Consider the following 17,607-nt stretch of genomic DNA (forward strand, 5'->3'; position numbering starts at 1 on the left):
GAAATAAAACCTGGCAGCAGGGTTCAACTCAATTTCTTTAGAGCCTGTGCCAGTTGGTCCGGGCAAGAGGTACCCCGTTCACGGCAATCGATGCCCTCCAATCGTTGTATGGCGTCCTGTACTTCCATACCGACCAGTAATTTTGATAAACCTTGTGTGTTTCCTTGGCATCCGCCCACAATCTGAACTCCGGTAATCATATTGTCTTCAGCCTCAACAATCATCATTTTAGAACATACCCCACCTATAGGAGTGTAAGCTATACGTTGTTTACTCATCTCTTTGTACTTTTATATTCACGGGGTGCAAAGGTATAAATAAAATTAAGTACTTTTGCCAATTATAAAAAACTAACAGCATGACTTACGAAGAAACGCTTCACTATCTATATACAAGCATTCCGGTATTTCAGCACAGCGGAGCATCCGCTTACAAGCCGGGACTGGACACCAGTATTGCATTGGACAACTATCTGGAGAATCCCCATAAAGCCTATAAAACAATCCACGTAGCAGGGACAAACGGAAAAGGTTCCGTCAGTCATTTACTGGCAGCGATCCTTCATCAGGCGGGATATAAAGTCGGACTTTTCACATCTCCCCACCTGATCGATTTCCGTGAACGCATCCGTGTCAACGGTAAAATGATACCCAAAGAATATGTAATAGATTTTGTAGAGCGCCATCGCACCACTTTCGAACCACTTCACCCTTCCTTCTTCGAACTGACTTCTACCATGGCTTTCGATTATTTCCGTGCTGAAGAAGTTGATTTTGCCATTATTGAAGTAGGCATGGGCGGTCGGTTGGATAGTACCAACATTATCACTCCTATCCTGAGTATTATCACGAATATCAGTCTCGACCATACCCAGTTCCTGGGCGATACGGTAGAAAAGATCGCCTTTGAAAAAGCAGGGATCATCAAACCCAAAGTTCCGGCACTGGTAGGTGAAATATATACCCAAAGCGTTGCACAGGTATTTGCCGATGCAGCTCACAGGAATGAGACACTGGTTTATTTTGCTTCACAGGCAGACCTGCTAAACGAATCATATCTGATGGATACCGGCGAATGGTATTTCGATTCCGTCGAGTACGGACAACTATTCGGTGAACTGGGCGGAGTGGCACAAGTAAGAAATGCCAAAACCGTATTGGCTGCTCTCAATCTGCTTTACACTCAGGGAATCGATATACCTCAGGAAGCTGTACGCGAAGGATTCGAGCATGTCGTTGAATTCACCGGACTAATGGGACGCTGGCAGGTTTTGCAGGAAAAACCGAAAGTGATATGCGATACAGGCCACAACACCGGCGGATGGCAATATCTGAACATGCAGCTGAAAGAAGTAATGAAGCGTTCCCACCATACTTATATGATCATCGGCATGGTAAACGACAAAGATATTAACGGTGTGCTGGACCTGATGCCCCAGGATGCTTTCTACTTTTTTACACAGGCATCCGTTCCACGGGCAATGCCGGCAGCCGAAATTGCCGCCATGGGTATGATGCACGGCCTTAGCGGCGTCACATGCGACTCCGTCGCCATTGCTGTTGAACGGGCGTTAGCCAGAGCCGGCGAAGAAGATACGATCTTTATCGGAGGAAGCACATTCATCGTAGCCGATGCCCTCCCCCTTTTCATGAAAGAAGACAAATAATACAACTTAATAAAAACAAATATCATGGTAAAACAAATTCAAATGAAATTGAGCGAATCCAAAACGGCACGATGGTCGGTTTTGGCACTCGTTGCATTTACAATGCTTTGCGGTTACTTCATCACGGATATGATGGCTCCGCTTCAGGATTTATTACAAACCCCCGTTATGAGCGGCGGCCTTGGATGGAGTGGCGATGACTACGGTAAATTTACAAGTGCATACGGCTGGTTCAATGTATTCCTGTTAATGCTTATTTTCGGTGGTATGATCCTTGATAAGATGGGAGTACGTTTCACCGGTTTAATGGCCACTGGTATCATGCTGGTCGGTGTTTTCATTAAATGGTTCGGTATCTCTCATGATTTCGGTGGTGAAACAGTTTCAATCTTCGGAACCGAATGGGGATATCCTCTACTCATAGCCTCTTTAGGTTATGCACTCTTTGGCGTAGGCATCGAGATTGCCGGTATAACCGTATCGAAAATCATTGTCAAATGGTTTAAAGGTAAGGAAATGGCATTAGCAATGGGACTTGAAATGGCGTGTGCCCGTATCGGAACAGGTTTGGCAATCGGTATAACGCCTATTCTGAGCCGAGCTTTCAATAATTCTATCAGTATACCTATTTTTATCGGACTAATCTTATTATGCATCGGATTCCTGTCATTCATCGTATTCGTTGTAATGGATAAAAAACGGGATCAGGAAATTCTCGACGAAGGTGAAGAAGAGGAAGAAGCTCCTTTCCGTGCCAAAGATATCCTGGATATTATTACCCTTAAAGGCTTTTGGTATGTCGCCCTTTTATGCGTATTGTTCTATTCCGCCGTATTCCCGTTTCTTAAATACGCACCCAGCCTGATGATTAATAAATTCGGTATTGAACCTACTCTTTCCGGAATCATCCCTTCGATCCTGCCGTTTGGTACTATCCTGCTGACTCCATTCTTCGGCAACCTGTACGACCGGAAAGGAAAAGGTGCCACCATCATGATGATCGGTGCAATCATGCTTGTATGCATTCATTTCACATTCTCTTTACCATTCCTGGATAATTGGTTGATAGCACTTGTACTGGTTATCCTGTTAGGAATTGCTTTCTCGCTTGTACCTTCAGCTATGTGGCCTTCTGTTCCGAAAATTATTCCGGAAAATAAGTTAGGAACAGCATATGCCCTTATTTTTTGGGTACAAAACTGGGGATTAATGGGTGTGCCTTACCTCATAGGTAAAGTACTCGATAAATACTGCATAACCGGTTATGTCAATGAAAAACCGACTTACGATTATACCATTCCAATGATTATCTTTACCTGTTTTGGTATACTTGCACTTCTCATTTCATATCTCCTGAAAAGAGAAGACCGTATAAAAGGTTACGGTTTGGAATTACCCAATATCCAAAAAGATGCAGATAAATATCTGGCTGAAGAAATGATTGGTGAAGGTCAAAGATAAATTCATTATATAAAAAGACAATCATAAGGAGAACGGTGTCAGTAATTTATGTGATTTACTGACACCGTTCTCTTTATTTATAAAAAGCTGCATCCGGTCAACTCCTGTTTCTTTTAATGATAACTACTATTCTTATCCGACAATTTTCCATATTCGTATCGATTGCTCAAGGTTTATTTTATCTCTTGTTGAATAAATCAACACCGAACTTGTATATGTTAGACATATACAAGCTGAAAACTTGTAAATCCTACTCAGTATCAGACACTTTTAGCCTATAAATATTAAGATTGAGTGTTAAGTATTAATATTATGCAAAGAATTAGTTTCATTGATTTAAATTACATATTTTTGTATTGTGCTTCAGTATTGAAATACAGCACATAACCGACAATAAACATTCAAAAAGTAAGTAATATGAATGGGATACAATTTCAACAAAAATTATTGAGCTTGCAAGAAAACATGATGAATTTTGCACTTATGCTCACTGCAAACCGGGACGATGCTCAGGATTTGCTACAGGATACTACATTAAAGGTACTAGATAATCAGGATAAATTCGTTGACAACGTTAATTTCAAAGGATGGGTTTTAACTGTCATGCGTAATATTTTCATAAACAATTATCATAAGATTGTACGTGTACAGACAGTTGTTGACTCAAGTGCAGATTTATATAATCTGGATGTTGTCAATGATTCCGGATTTGATTCACCGGATAAAGCATATCAAATCAAAGAGATCACTAAAGCGATCAACGGCTTGAACGATGATCTGAAGGTTCCCTTCTCTATGTTTTTAAGTGGCTATAAGTATAACGAAATAGCAGAAAAACTAAATGTGCCCTTAGGAACTGTGAAGAGTCGTATCTTCTTTGCTCGTCAAGAATTACAGAAAAGGTTAAAGGACTTCCAAAATATGTAATCCCTCTTCCCTTTCCCAGTATAACATAAAAGCGACTACTATTCATTTGGTAGTCGCTTTTGCTATTTTCAAACAAATGTTAGTTACCGATAAATTACATGACAACTATTTATTTGAAAAATAAATAAGTTCTTTTCTTTAGATTTATGACAGCTTCGATTATACAAGCTATACGTTACGTTTGTTTATCCTAATTATTTTGCCTACGTTTGTCTAAAAAACATAATTTAAAGGATCTATTCTATGATTTGTTTTCCTAATGCCAAAATAAACCTGGGACTAAACGTTGTTAGTAAACGGACAGACGGTTATCATAACATCGAGACTGTGTTCTATCCTATCCCTGTGAAAGATGCACTTGAAATAGTGAATGCAGAAAAACTATCTTTCACCCAGACAGGAATACAGGTGGATGCTCCCATGGAAAAAAACCTTGTGATAAAAGCACTGAACCTGCTGAAAACACAATATGAAATACCGTCTCTGGAAATCCATCTCCTTAAAGCGATCCCTTTCGGAGCCGGACTGGGTGGAGGATCGGCTGATGCCGCTTTCATGCTGAAACTGCTGAATGATTTCTGCAAACTGGATATCCACGCAGACGAACTGGAAAAAATTGCAGCTTCCATCGGTGCTGACTGTCCGTTCTTTATCCGCAATACACCTGTATTCGCTACCGGAACAGGGAATATATTCGAACCAGTCGAATTATCATTAAAAGGCTATCATTTCTGCCTGATAAAACCGGATGTAGCCGTTTCCACTCCGGAGGCCTATTCATTAGTCACCCCGAAAGTTCCGGCAATCTCACTAAAAGAGATTATAAACAAACCGGTTTCCGAATGGAAAAACTTAATGATAAATGATTTCGAAAAAAGCGTCTTCAGCAAACATCCGGTTATCGGCCGGATCAAAGAAACACTCTATCAGGCAGGAGCTGTCTACGCTTCTATGTCGGGGTCAGGTTCCTCCGTATTCGGATTGTTCGAAGCACCGACTCAGTTCAAAGAGCAATTCACCGATTGTTTTGTATGGGAGGGACAATTACCATGAATGTTATAGCCGGTTTCTTTGATGCATTAGCAGATCGCTGGGACGAACTTTGCTATCATGCACCAGAAAAAATCAATCAGATACTGGAACAGACCACTCTGCACAAAGGACTTCGCATATTGGATGTCGGATGCGGAACTGGTGTACTCGAACAGTATCTGTTAACTTATTCACCAGCCCATATCACAGGAATAGACATTTCGCCACGGATGATTGAAGCAGCACAAAACAAATATGCTACCCCGATAGTCGATTTCCGTTGCATAGATGTTATGGAACTGAAAGACGAACAGTTCGATTTTATTATTGCCTATAGTGTTTTTCCTCATTTCGAACATCCGGATAAGGTAATCGGCCATCTGGCAGAATTACTTATCCCGGGAGGCGAACTTGTGATCTGTCACAGCGAAGGGAGGGAAAACATAAACGGACATCACAATAAACAAGCTAACAAAATATCGTTCGGCCTGCCTACAGCCAGGGAAGTTGCCGCCTTAATGGAACCTTATTTTCATATCGAGGCAATGGAAGATACCGACGAACTTTATATGGTCAGCGGAATTCGCTATTAATTAATACAAGATAACATGAATAAATGTACCTATTTACTTTCTGCATTACTTCTCTCCGCCTTTACTCTACAGGCAGCAGAAGATATAAAAGTGATGCAATTTCTGCATACCGGTCCTGTTCCGGTTAATAAACCGATCATGGCAGACAGCCTGAATGTAAACGGAAAACCTTTCGAGATCAAAAATCTGTTGAAATCGACAGTTCCTTTCGACAAAGCATTCGCCAACGCGACCATTCTGGATGCAGATACAGCTGGAATTATCAGTTTTCAGGCTCCGGAAAAAGGATATGCCCTGCATCTTTTCTCCTTTTATCTGAACAGTGACCGTTATACCAAAGGAACTTTAGAAGTTTCCGGACCCGGTTCTTTCGATGTGTATGTAAATAACAAACCGGTGAGTGCAACTTCTGAACTGACAATGGAACCGCACCGGTATGAAGTGGTTGTGAAATACCTGACAGCCGACAGCGATACCTGTCCGCCTACATTAAAGGCAATCTATAAAAGTAAGGAAGAAGCGAAAGTCGTTGCTTCACTTAATCCGGATAAAAGATATACCTCACGGGATATTCTGGAAGGAACAAACTTTCGTGGTGTCAGCCTGTCTCCCAACGGCAAATATGTATTAGTGAAATATTATACACGCCTGGAAGGTGGTAAAAGCGAATCATACGCTCAATTGCGTGAAGCCGCCAGCGGACGTATCCTTTTGCAGGATAAAGGATTTATCATGAGTGCCAGCTGGATGCCGACCAGTAATAAAATGTATTTCACCCGTACCGGCATGAATGGAAAGGAACTGGTGACAGTCGATCCGGCCAACATGCAGGAAGAGATACTGGCAGATAACCTGCCGGAAGGTAGCTTCAACTTTACCCCGGATGAAAAGACACTCCTCTTCACCATACAGGAGGAAGGTCCGAAGGATGGCCCTGACATGCTCCGTATCCTCGAACCAAACGACCGTCTGCCGGGATTCCGTAACCGTTATTTCATTTGGCGCTACGATCTGCAATCCGGACTATACGAACAACTGACATTCGGACATAACAGTACATATATTAATGATGTCAGCCCGGATAGTCGTTACCTGTTGTTCAGTACCAGTGAAACGGATTATACATCTCTACCTCATTCCAGCAACTCGTTATACAAACTCGACTTGCAAACGATGGCAGTCGATACCCTTTGGGAACATGCCAAATATGTGAACGGCGGAACTTTCTCTCCCGACGGAAAACAATTACTGGTTAGCGGATCGGGAAATGCTTTCGGTGGAATCGGTTTAAATATCAGGGAAGGACAAATCTCAAATACATACGACGGCCAGTTGTTCTTGTATGATCCGGCTACCCGGAAAGCAACGGCACTAACCAAGGATTTCAATCCGAATGTAACTGGTGCACTCTGGAACAAATACGACGGTCAGATTTATATGATGACGGAAGACCAGGACTATCTGCGTATCTATACCTGTAATCCGGCAAACGGGAAAATCAAACAGATCAATACTTCTGAAGATGTAGTTTATAATTACTCATTGGCAGAAACAGCTCCGGTAATGTATTATTACGGACAAAGTACTTCAAACGCAAACCGTTTGTATGCTTACGACCTGAAAAGTGGAAAGAACCGTCTGATTTACGACCTGTCTGCTGAAAAACTGAAAGATGTTAAACTTGGAGAAGTTCATGACTGGAACTTTACGGCAGAAGACGGAACAACCATACAGGGACGTTATTACCTGCCGCCCAATTTCGATCCGGATAAAAAATACCCGATGATCGTCTATTACTATGGAGGAACTTCGCCGACGAACCGTGCTTTGGAATTCAGCTACTCCATGCATATGTATGCCGCCCAGGGATATGTAGTCTATACGCTCAATCCCAGCGGGACAACCGGATTCGGACAAGAATTTGCTGCCCGCCACGTAAATGCCTGGGGAGAACCGACTGCCGATGAAATTATCCGCGGCACAGAATTGTTCTGTAAAGAACATTCCTTTGTAAATCCTAAAAAGATCGGTTGTGCAGGTGCCAGCTACGGAGGGTTTATGACACAATATCTGCAAACCCGCACCGATTTATTTGCTGCTGCTGTCAGCCATGCCGGTATCAGTGCATTGAGCAGTTATTGGGGAGAAGGATATTGGGGATATGGTTACTGTTCGGTAGCCAATACCGGAACTTATCCCTGGAATAACCCCGAGTTCTTCACTAAACACAGCCCGTTGTTCAACGCTGACAAGATCAAAACTCCGTTATTGCTATTACATGGCAATGCCGATACTAATGTTCCGGTTGGAGAAAGTATCCAGATGTTTCTGGCATTGAAACTACTCGGCAAGACAGTGGAATTTATCCAGGTTGACGGAGAAAACCACGGTGTAGCTGATTACAAAAAACGCCTGGAATGGCAGAACACGATCTTTGCCTGGTTTGCCAAATGGCTGAAAGATGAACCGGAATGGTGGGATGCCCTGTATCCGGAAAGAACATTATAAATAAAATTGCAAAGAAAGAAAGGGAGTGCCGATTAACGGTCGCTCCCTTCTTCGTATATAACATATAAGAAACGGCTTATTTCATGTGTGGATTCAATGTATGCCACAGATGGATTTCAGGAATAATACCCATGCTGATCACTTCATCACGCAGTTTGCTCAGATGAACATAACTTTCTGCCAGTTCTGCATTTTCTTTCGGTGTTCCTTCTACTTCTTTATAGAAAATACCATCTTTAGTGATTTCTGTTTCCATAGCCATCATGATATGGTCGAATTTACCGGAGTGAACATATGTTCCGGCAGGCCAGCGGAATGCTTCGCCCCCCATAGCGGCACGGATCATTTCGATTGACAGGTAAGACGGACTCTGGAAAGAAGAACGACCGCGAAGTTCGATAATACGTTTTCCACCCTGTATAACTTTCACTTTCAAGTCCTCCCATTGTTCGTCTGTCAGTTCCGGAGTACCGATCAAATCCAATAACGGTTTACCGTCGACAGTTGCAGTAGAAGCAAAAACAGCCATCTGTTCGCCATGGCCTCCATAAGTACGACAACCTTTTACCAGGTTCTGACGGATTCCGAAGTGCTGTGCCAAAGCTGTTTGCAGACGGGTGCTGTCAAGTGCAGCCAAAGTACTTACCTGGGAAGGTTTCAATCCGGAATACAGCAATGTGATCAATCCGGTAATATCGGCCGGATTAAAAATAACTACCACATGTTTTACATCCGGACAATAAGCACGGAGATCCTTTCCGAACTGAGCAGCAATCTCAGCATTACCTTTCAATAAGTCCTCACGGGTCATACCGGCTTTACGGGCTGCACCACCGGATGAAACAACATATTTGGCACCTCTCAGCGCTTCGCTGATATCAGATGTAAAAGTTATGTTTGCATATTCAAATCCGGACTGGAACATTTCTTCTGCAACACCTTCCAAAGCCGGAGCAAAAGGGTCGTAAAGACAAATATTAGAAGTTAACCCCATCATTAAAGCTGTCTGGGCCATGTTAGAACCGATCATACCTGCTGCACCTACGATAGTGAGCTTTTCGTCTGTTAATGCTTTCATACTGTATTGTTTTTTAATAATTGTGTTTGTTAAGAGAACACATATCTTATTGATAATGTTTGCCGTTTCGCCTATATTTTTCTTTTCGGTTACAAAGGTAAAACATCCTTTCCTTATATGCCAATCATTAAATTCTATCCCCTATAAGCTAAAGTTATAGCTCAAATTCCTACCTTTGCAACATGAAAACATTCAAACCGGAAGCATGGTTGCCCACCACCAAGAAAGAAGTTGAAGCGCGTGGATGGGATTATATAGATGTAATTCTTTTCAGTGGGGATGCCTATGTGGATCATCCTTCGTTTGGTGCTGCCGTTATCGGACGTACCTTGGAAGCCTTGGGACTGCGGGTGGCTATTGTTCCGCAGCCGGACTGGCGCGGTGATTATCGTGATTTTAAGAAACTGGGAACTCCCCGCTTCTTCTTCGGAGTCTCACCCGGAGCGATGGATTCGATGATCAATCATTATACGGCCAATAAACGGTTACGTAGCGATGATGCCTATACTCCGGATCGCCGGGCAGGAATGCGCCCGGATTATCCCAGCATTGTCTATACCAAAATACTGAAAGAACTTTATCCCGACGTACCGGTCGTACTTGGTGGAATCGAGGCTTCTTTACGCAGGCTGTCTCATTATGATTACTGGCAGGACAGACTCCGGCCGGGTATTCTGGCAGACAGTCCGGCCGATCTTCTGATCTACGGTATGGGGGAACTTCCCATGAAGGAATTGGTTACCCGCTTACAGGCCGGAGAATCTTTTAATTCATTAAAAGATATTCGCCAAACAGTTTATCTGACAGGAAAAGAAGAGATAAAGCCCGATGACATCGTACTTTTTTCACATGAAGAATGTCTTCGCGATAAATTAAAACAGGCTAAAAACTTCCGTCATATCGAAGAAGAATCGAACAAATATAATGCATCGCGTATTCTTCAGCAGGTTGGAAAGCAGACTATTGTAGTGAATCCTCCTTTCCCTCCTATGACGGAAGCCGAAGTCGATGCTTCGTTCGATCTGCCTTACACCCGCTTGCCGCATCCCAAATATAAGGGAAAAGTCATACCGGCATTCGAGATGATCAAGTTTTCAGTAAATATGCACCGGGGATGCTTTGGTGGCTGTGCATTCTGTACAATCTCCGCCCACCAGGGAAAGTTCATCGCTTCCCGGAGCAAAGAGTCTATCCTGAAAGAAGTAAAGGCTATCACGGAAATGCCAGATTTCAAAGGATACCTGAGTGATTTGGGAGGTCCTTCCGCCAATATGTACCGGATGAAAGGCAAAGATCAGAGTATTTGTGCCAAATGTAAAAAACCGTCCTGCATCTCTCCTGTCATCTGTAAAAATCTGAATGCGGACCATACTCCGTTGCTGGACATTTATAAAGCAGTGGACAGTATGCCACAGATCAAACGCTCATTTATCGGTAGCGGCGTACGTTATGATCTGCTGTTGCACCGTTACGACGATGAAATCGTGAATAAGTCAGCTCAGAGCTACACGGAAGAGTTGATCGCCCGGCATGTATCGGGCCGTCTGAAAGTGGCTCCCGAACATACGGAAGACAATGTTCTGAAAATGATGCGTAAACCTTCTTTCGATCAATTCGGACAATTCAAAAAAATATTCGACCGTATCAACAAGCAGCAGGGACTTAACCAACAATTAATTCCATACTTCATTTCCAGCCATCCCGGCTGTACGGAAGAAGATATGGCAAAACTGGCTATCGAGACCAAGAAACTGCATTTCCAACTGGAACAGGTACAGGACTTCACTCCTACACCCATGACACTGGCTACGGAGATATATTACACAGGTTATCATCCTTATACATTAGAAAAAGTATATACAGCCCGTACAAAAGAACAGAAACTGGCACAACGGCAATTCTTCTTCTGGTATAAACCGGAATTTCGCAGGCAGATAACCCAGGCGTTACAAAAAATAGGAAAAAAAGACCTGCTTACTAAATTATTCGGCCGGTAAACAATAATATTTCACCTATCCTGCTTGTTAATTACGAAAAAATCGTAATATTGCATTTACTTAATTCATATAAATATGGTAAAAGCACTTTTAGCAGGTATATCGCTTATATTCGCTATATCTGCACAAGCACAAAACGAATTCACGATAAAAGGTAAAATCTCCGGACTGGAGGACAGTACCCGGATTGTCCTTTATCGTAGTGACGGACAAGTCATGAGCCAGATCGCTCAGGATACGGTCATCAATGAATGTTTTACCTTCAAAGGTGAAACCGTCGACAATGCTCCCGAAGCATTAATGGTCTCCAGCCATGACAAAGGGTTTCCAAACACCTGGCTGGATGTATGGGTGGCTCCCGGCAAAGAAACAACCGTTACCGGTAATAATAAACTTATCAGAACATGGAATGTATCGGCCGATATCCAGGAACAGCATGATTTAAACCTGTATGCCGACGCTTGCCGGGAAGAATGTAGTAAAGAACAGGAAATCTATATACAGTTAATGGATTTGTTCTCCAAAGGAAGGACGGGCAATCCTTCCGAAGAAGAAAAGAATGCGATCAGGAATGAAATGAAAGAACTTCAGAAAAAAACGGATTCATTACGACTGATCTCCTCCCAAAAAGAAATCGAAATAATGCAGCAAACTCCTAAAGGAACAGTCTGGATGGATAAATTGCTAGGCCAATGCAAGCAAAGTAAATACATGGAGAACTATCCTTATAAGGAAGATTTGATTGCTTTATACAACAAGTTATCCGATAATGAGAAAAACTCTCAGGCAGGTAAGGAAATCACGGTATGTCTTTATCCTCCCGTTACAGTGAAAGAAGGCGATGAAATGGCGGATACCGACCTTTACGACCTGCAAGGCAATATTCATCATCTGGCCGACTATAAAGGTAAATATCTCCTGGTCGATTTTTGGAGCCGCGGTTGTGGTCCTTGTATGATGGCTTTGCCGGAAATGAAAGAAATATCCGAAACATGGAAAGACAAAGTAACTGTCATAAGTCTGAGCACAGACACAGAAAAAGGATGGAAAGAGATTTCTAAAACGAAAGATATGTCATGGGTAAACCTGAATGATTTTGGAGGAATGAGCGGACTGGCAGCTAAATATAATGTAAGAGGAATACCTCATTACGTCATTATCTCACCGGAAGGGATCATTCTGCATAGCTGGAGCGGATACGGAAAAGGATTACTTAAACGTAAGCTAAACAAATGGGTAAACAAATCAGACCGTGTTATGTCTGTGAAAAAGGAAGGGAACACGACCATTGTTGATTTTCCTATTGAAAAATCAAGCAATACGGAAACTGTAGAGATCAACAGAATAGAGTTGACCGGTTCTGAAACGATTTTCCATATGAAAGCCTTTAATTCTCCCGGATATTGGGTAAGTATCGGCAAGGACACTTTCCTGAAAACAGAAGACGGTACTCATTATCCGCTAACATCAGCAGACGGCATCACACCGGACGAACGCTTCACAATGCCGGAATCAGGTGAATATTCCTTTAAACTGCACTTCCCCGCTTTGCCGGCCGGAACAAAAACAGTCGATTTCATCGAAGGTGATTGCGATTCCTGTTTCAAAATAGTAGGTTTGTCACTGACTCAAGAATAAAGATACGGACTTGCCTGAAAAAAATAAGGGACTTTTGAAATGTTAAGACAGGACTTTTAAAAACGAAAGTCCTGACTTTTAACTTCAAAAGTCCCTTATTTTTTTGACAGTGATTATCAAGCCTTTACAGCGATCACTTCAATCTCTACCAAACCATTCTTCGGCAAAGTCTTTACAGCAACAGCCGAACGTGCAGGAAAAGCACCTTCAAACTGAGAGGCGTATACTTCGTTCATCGCTCCGAAATCACCCATATCAGCAAGAAATACAGTAGTTTTGACTACGTCGCTGATATCAAGACCGGCTTCTGTCAGGATAGCCTTCACATTCTTGAAAGCCTGAGCTGTCTGTTCCTTTACAGCTCCTTCTACGAAATTACCGGTTGCCGGATCGATACCCAGCTGTCCGGAAGCGAAAAGCATATTTCCTACTTGTATGGCCTGGCTGTAAGGACCGATGGCGGCCGGTGCATTTGTTGTTGCAATAACTTTTTTCATTGTGTTTATCTTTTTAGTTGTTTTGTTCTTCATTCATACGCTGGCGGACAACCTCATAAATCAGGATGGAGCTGGCTACCGAGACGTTCAGGGAACCGATCGTTCCGAACTGCGGTATTTTCACCATGCTGTCGCAGATTCGCAGGTTATCCATAGAAACTCCTTTATCCTCTGCTCCCATTACGATAGCAACCGGACCGTCATATTTGATAGAAGTATAGTTCTCGTAAGCTTTTTCGCTGGCTGCATAGACCTTGACACCGCTCGCCTGTAAAAAACGAATGGATTCTTCAATGCTTTTCTCTTTACAAACAGGCAATACATGCAACGCTCCGGCAGATGTTTTGATGGCATCCGCATTCACTGTCACGCTTCCTTTGGCCGGAATAACAATGGCATCCACACCGGCACATTCGCAGGTACGGGCAATTGCCCCGAAATTTCGGACATCGGTTATGCCGTCCAAAAGTACGATGAAAGGATTCTTTCCCTGTTCATAAACGAAAGGAATAATATCTTCCAGACGCTGATAAGTAACAGCCGGAATAAAGGCGATCACTCCCTGATGATTCTTCCGGGTCAGGCGGTCAAGACGTTCGGCCGGTACACGCTGTACAGGAATATCGCGTCCTTTCAGCACCTCGAACAATTCACGGGAAAGTTCTCCCTGCAACTCGCGCTTAACAAGTATTTTATCTATTTCCTTATCGGCCTGGATAGCCTCGATTACGGCACGTATGCCGAATACCATTTCGTTTTCTTTCATCAAATATATATTAACTGTATGTTCTCTTTTAAATACGAATGCAAATATACAAACATTATTTACTGTTTCGCCGTTCCTTCACGCCTTGAATAAGAAATAATACTCCTGTTATAATCAGTGCAGATGACAAACCTGTATAAAAAACGGAAATAAAAGAGTCCGGCAATAAACGGGAATGACGAATTCCCACTCCTAAAGTGATCATAAAAATCATCACAATCCAACCTTTGGCATCAAAGAAAGAGAAAGGACAATTCTTTTCTCCTTTTTGGGCAATACGACGGCTATGCTTTCTGAACAAACGTAAAAACACAAAATTAAGGAATAACAGAAACACAATAACTGCTTCTCCCACCTTTAACACCGAGTAATGGGCATCATGCATCCACGTAAGAATTCCGATCCGGAGAATATTGACTCCGGCTATAATCCATACGCAACCTGCTATAAATAATAATATCTGCTTATTAACTCTGAACATCCGTCTACTTTTACTAAAATGCAAAAGTACGATTTTTAACGACATATCCTAATCCTGACAGTTCATGAAGCCTCCTTTTCATTATCCAACTCTTTAATCTCCTTATTCAGAAAAACGGAAAGGATGGTCCTTAAAACAACAATACCGCCAAGGATAGCCAGTTCGTCCAAACTGGGTTCCAAGACGGTTTTAAGAATATCTGAAGCGATCAGCAACTCCAATCCCAATAATAAATAAGTACCTAATTCCGCTCGCAGCCGACGGATATTGACTGTTGAATATTGTCCGGTAAATCGCTTGAGTTCGTTTCCCAGAAAAGAGATAAAAGCGACCAGTGCCCCATAAGTAACGATCAGCAGGCTTACCACACTGATAACCGTAGCCAGAATATTTAGAAAATGCGTGAACATGAGTTTATTCTTTATACTAGGAACAAACTCATGTTCCGGAAAGTTCAATCAGTAATTTTCAGCTTCTGCGGTAAACTTCAGAGCGTTTACTTTCCTGCCGTTTATTATCTTTTTCCTTTTTATCCTTTTCTTTTCTGTCTTTGTCTTTCCTGTCTCTATCACGGTCGCGGTCTCTCCGGTTGTCCGGTCTTTTATCCTTATCGTACCGATCATTTCCCGGTCTGGACGGTTTATTGAAATGCTGGTTATTATTGGGACGATTATGATTGTCCGGACGCCACTGTCCGTTATCATGATGATTGGGACGATCGTATTTACCCCGATACCACTTGCCGTCATCAAAACGCCCATGCCATCGTCCGTTTGAATATTCCCATTGATTATGCCAGTAATGGTCTTCATAGCGCCAGCAAATATCAGAGGGACGATAATTCGGATAGTGGGGGTTATTATACCATCCCTGATAATCATGGATACGCTGCGGACGTTCGCGAACAAAACGAACATACAGACGGAATTGCGAAGGAGAAAGAACTCGTTGCAACTTACGGTCACGTTCCATACGCAGATTAAATATCTTCTTGGCAGACTGGTCCCAATAGCGGTAATGCTTACGGGCTTCCTTTTCTATTCTCTGACCGTACTTATGTACGATATTATGATAATCGGCGGCCTGTCTTCCGTTCAGGCGCATGGCCTGTTCCATCCAGAGACAACTCTGGCAATGTGGCTCATTCCAACCAAAACTGATCCAAAACTGAGCTTGTCCCGGCAAACTGCACAATAAAATCAACAAACATATAAAGCTAATCCGTTTCATGACTGTTCATTTTTAGTTAGTAATTACATCTATGACCGTTCTAAGAAGAAAAGGTTTAACAGACATAATCAACGTTTGGTTTTCAATAACTCTTTTGCATTGGCTATCGAAGCGCCGGTTAGTGACGCACCGCTCAACATGCGGGCAACCTCTTTAACACGTTCTTCTTTATTCAATTTTTTAATGCGGGTTATCGTACGTTCCGTTGTATCTTCCTTATAGACAAAGAAATGATCTTTACCTTTCGCAGCAATCTGTGGCAAATGGGTAATGGTTATCACTTGCATCTTTGTACCCAGATCCTGCATAATATCCCCCATTTTATCGGCGATATCACCGGAAACTCCTGTATCCACTTCATCAAAAATAATAGCGGGAAGAGCTGTGAAGCCGGCAATCATTGCCTTGATGCATAACATAAGACGGGATATTTCACCACCGGAAGCAGTTTGGGCAACCGGTTGCAGTTCGCCACTCTTATTGGCAGAGAAAAGGAAACGAATATCGTCCATTCCATCGCTTTCCGGCTCCGAACGAGTAACAAAGTCTACGGCAAACCTCACATTCGGCATCCCCAGCGGAATAACCATTTTTACCAGTTGAGAGGCAATAGCTTTGGAGGCGATCTTACGTTGTTCACTCAAAACAGCGGCCTGCTGAAGTAATTCCTGATATGATATTTCCAACTGGGCTTTTATCCCCTCGATCTGCTCGTCGAAAGAGTCTATATCATGTAACTGTTCCGTATATTTATCCTGAATGGCAATCAACTCTTCCACTGTCGGAACCCGGTGTTTCTGTTCCAATGTGTACAAAGTGTTCAGGCGTTCGTTCACCCATTCGAGACGTTCAGGATTGAACTCGACATCTTCTTTAAGAACATCGGTTTCTGAGGCCAGGTCGTTCAGATCAATATAGGCAGAACGCAGACGTTCGGCAATCTCCCTGGCTTTTGGATAAAACCTTTCCAACGAATCGGCGGTCGAAAGGGCCTCTTTGATAAGCTGTACGCTTCCCTGCTCTTCGCCATTCAACAATTCTGTTATTTTATATAAGGATCCTTTAATATCTTCGGCATGCGACAATGTCTCCAACTCCTGCTCCAGTTCTTCCTGTTCACCGGCAACCAGATGAGCATCCGTCAGTTGTTCCAGTTGGAAACGGATATAATCCTCTTCCTGGCGGTTCTGATCAGCCTTCTCCGTCAAATCTTTCAACTCCCGTTTCAAAGAGAGATAACGCTGGTATTCTTTACGATACAGGATCAGAAGGATTTCGTTTTCCGCCATTACATCGATTACCTTCATCTGGAAGCGATTATCTCCGAGCAACAGGTTCTGATGTTGCGAATGTATATCGATCAGTCGGCTTCCCAGTTCCTTCATGACGGTAAGCGGCACAGGTGAATCGTTAACGAAAGCACGCGACTTGCCGGATGCAAACAGTTCCCTGCGAAGAATACATATTTCCGGATCATACTCCAGATCATTCACATGAAAAAATTCTTCCAGTTGATATTTGGAAACATCAAATGTTGCTTCGATCACACATTTATCCGAACCACTCTTGATACTTTTCCCGTCGGCCCGTTGGCCCAATACCAGCGACAAAGCCCCTAAAATAATAGACTTCCCGGCTCCCGTTTCACCGGTTATCACCGAAAAGCCGTTATCAAACTGAATATCCAGACTATCTATTAAGACAAAATTCTGTATGAATAAAGATCTCAGCAT

16 protein-coding genes are annotated in these 17,607 nt (G+C 42.7%); 8 read left to right on the forward strand and 8 right to left on the reverse strand.

Annotation, left to right across the window (positions count from 1 at the left end):
* Window positions 1-23: 23 nt before the first annotated feature.
* A complete protein-coding gene (locus C825_RS16385) occupies window positions 24-278 on the reverse strand; it encodes a TIGR03905 family TSCPD domain-containing protein (protein ID WP_007656258.1) in 255 nt (84 codons plus the stop codon).
* 80 nt (window positions 279-358) lie between these two features.
* Between C825_RS16385 and C825_RS16390 the strand changes: the two genes are divergently transcribed.
* From C825_RS16390 to C825_RS16415, 6 genes are all read left to right on the forward strand, one after another.
* On the forward strand, window positions 359-1,666 hold the full coding sequence (locus C825_RS16390; protein WP_010803264.1) for a bifunctional folylpolyglutamate synthase/dihydrofolate synthase: 1,308 nt from the start codon (window positions 359-361) through the stop codon (window positions 1,664-1,666).
* Between the two features lie 24 nt (window positions 1,667-1,690).
* A complete protein-coding gene (locus C825_RS16395; protein ID WP_010803265.1) occupies window positions 1,691-3,127 on the forward strand; it encodes an MFS transporter in 1,437 nt (478 codons plus the stop codon).
* A gap of 417 nt (window positions 3,128-3,544) precedes the next feature.
* Window positions 3,545-4,054: an RNA polymerase sigma factor gene (locus C825_RS16400; RefSeq protein ID WP_007656255.1), complete on the forward strand. Its 510-nt coding sequence runs from the start codon at window positions 3,545-3,547 to the stop codon at window positions 4,052-4,054.
* 243 nt (window positions 4,055-4,297) lie between these two features.
* The gene (gene ispE, locus C825_RS16405; RefSeq protein WP_010803266.1) at window positions 4,298-5,107 is read left to right on the forward strand and encodes a 4-(cytidine 5'-diphospho)-2-C-methyl-D-erythritol kinase; all 810 of its coding nucleotides are present in this window, start codon (window positions 4,298-4,300) and stop codon (window positions 5,105-5,107) included.
* Window positions 5,086-5,679: a class I SAM-dependent methyltransferase gene (locus C825_RS16410; protein ID WP_228100095.1), complete on the forward strand. Its 594-nt coding sequence runs from the start codon at window positions 5,086-5,088 to the stop codon at window positions 5,677-5,679. The genes ispE and C825_RS16410 overlap by 22 nt, the downstream gene beginning before the upstream one ends.
* Window positions 5,680-5,694: 15 nt before the next feature.
* Complete coding sequence (locus C825_RS16415) at window positions 5,695-8,187, forward strand: S9 family peptidase (RefSeq protein ID WP_010803267.1); 2,493 nt, start codon at window positions 5,695-5,697, stop codon at window positions 8,185-8,187.
* A 76-nt stretch (window positions 8,188-8,263) separates the two neighbouring features.
* Here the strand turns inward: C825_RS16415 and C825_RS16420 are convergent, their stop codons facing one another.
* The gene (locus tag C825_RS16420) at window positions 8,264-9,265 is read right to left on the reverse strand and encodes a malate dehydrogenase (protein ID WP_010803268.1); all 1,002 of its coding nucleotides are present in this window, start codon (window positions 9,263-9,265) and stop codon (window positions 8,264-8,266) included.
* 182 nt (window positions 9,266-9,447) lie between these two features.
* Between C825_RS16420 and C825_RS16425 the strand changes: the two genes are divergently transcribed.
* Window positions 9,448-11,262 carry a YgiQ family radical SAM protein gene (locus C825_RS16425; protein WP_010803269.1) on the forward strand — a complete coding sequence of 605 codons (1,815 nt, stop codon included), beginning with the start codon at window positions 9,448-9,450 and terminating at the stop codon, window positions 11,260-11,262.
* A 75-nt stretch (window positions 11,263-11,337) separates the two neighbouring features.
* Window positions 11,338-12,900 (forward strand): TlpA disulfide reductase family protein, encoded by a 1,563-nt coding sequence (locus tag C825_RS16430; protein ID WP_010803270.1) that lies wholly within the window; start codon window positions 11,338-11,340, stop codon window positions 12,898-12,900.
* A gap of 116 nt (window positions 12,901-13,016) precedes the next feature.
* On the opposite strand, the gene C825_RS16435 is transcribed toward C825_RS16430, so the two are convergent.
* The 6 genes from C825_RS16435 to recN all read right to left on the reverse strand — a co-directional run bounded on the left by C825_RS16435 (window position 13,017) and on the right by recN (window position 17,607).
* Window positions 13,017-13,397 carry a RidA family protein gene (locus C825_RS16435; RefSeq protein WP_007656239.1) on the reverse strand — a complete coding sequence of 127 codons (381 nt, stop codon included), beginning with the start codon at window positions 13,395-13,397 and terminating at the stop codon, window positions 13,017-13,019.
* Between the two features lie 13 nt (window positions 13,398-13,410).
* On the reverse strand, window positions 13,411-14,163 hold the full coding sequence (gene rlmB, locus C825_RS16440) for a 23S rRNA (guanosine(2251)-2'-O)-methyltransferase RlmB (RefSeq protein ID WP_007656237.1): 753 nt from the start codon (window positions 14,161-14,163) through the stop codon (window positions 13,411-13,413).
* 55 nt (window positions 14,164-14,218) lie between these two features.
* The gene (locus tag C825_RS16445; RefSeq protein ID WP_010803271.1) at window positions 14,219-14,644 is read right to left on the reverse strand and encodes a hypothetical protein; all 426 of its coding nucleotides are present in this window, start codon (window positions 14,642-14,644) and stop codon (window positions 14,219-14,221) included.
* A gap of 62 nt (window positions 14,645-14,706) precedes the next feature.
* Window positions 14,707-15,054, reverse strand: coding sequence for a DUF1622 domain-containing protein (locus C825_RS16450; protein WP_010803272.1), 348 nt, complete (start codon window positions 15,052-15,054; stop codon window positions 14,707-14,709).
* Between the two features lie 58 nt (window positions 15,055-15,112).
* Window positions 15,113-15,874 carry a hypothetical protein gene (locus C825_RS16455; protein ID WP_010803273.1) on the reverse strand — a complete coding sequence of 254 codons (762 nt, stop codon included), beginning with the start codon at window positions 15,872-15,874 and terminating at the stop codon, window positions 15,113-15,115.
* A 68-nt stretch (window positions 15,875-15,942) separates the two neighbouring features.
* Complete coding sequence (recN, locus tag C825_RS16460; RefSeq protein ID WP_010803274.1) at window positions 15,943-17,607, reverse strand: DNA repair protein RecN; 1,665 nt, start codon at window positions 17,605-17,607, stop codon at window positions 15,943-15,945.

It is taken from the genome of Parabacteroides sp. ASF519, from assembly GCF_000364265.2.
GTDB lineage: Bacteria > Bacteroidota > Bacteroidia > Bacteroidales > Tannerellaceae > Parabacteroides > Parabacteroides goldsteinii.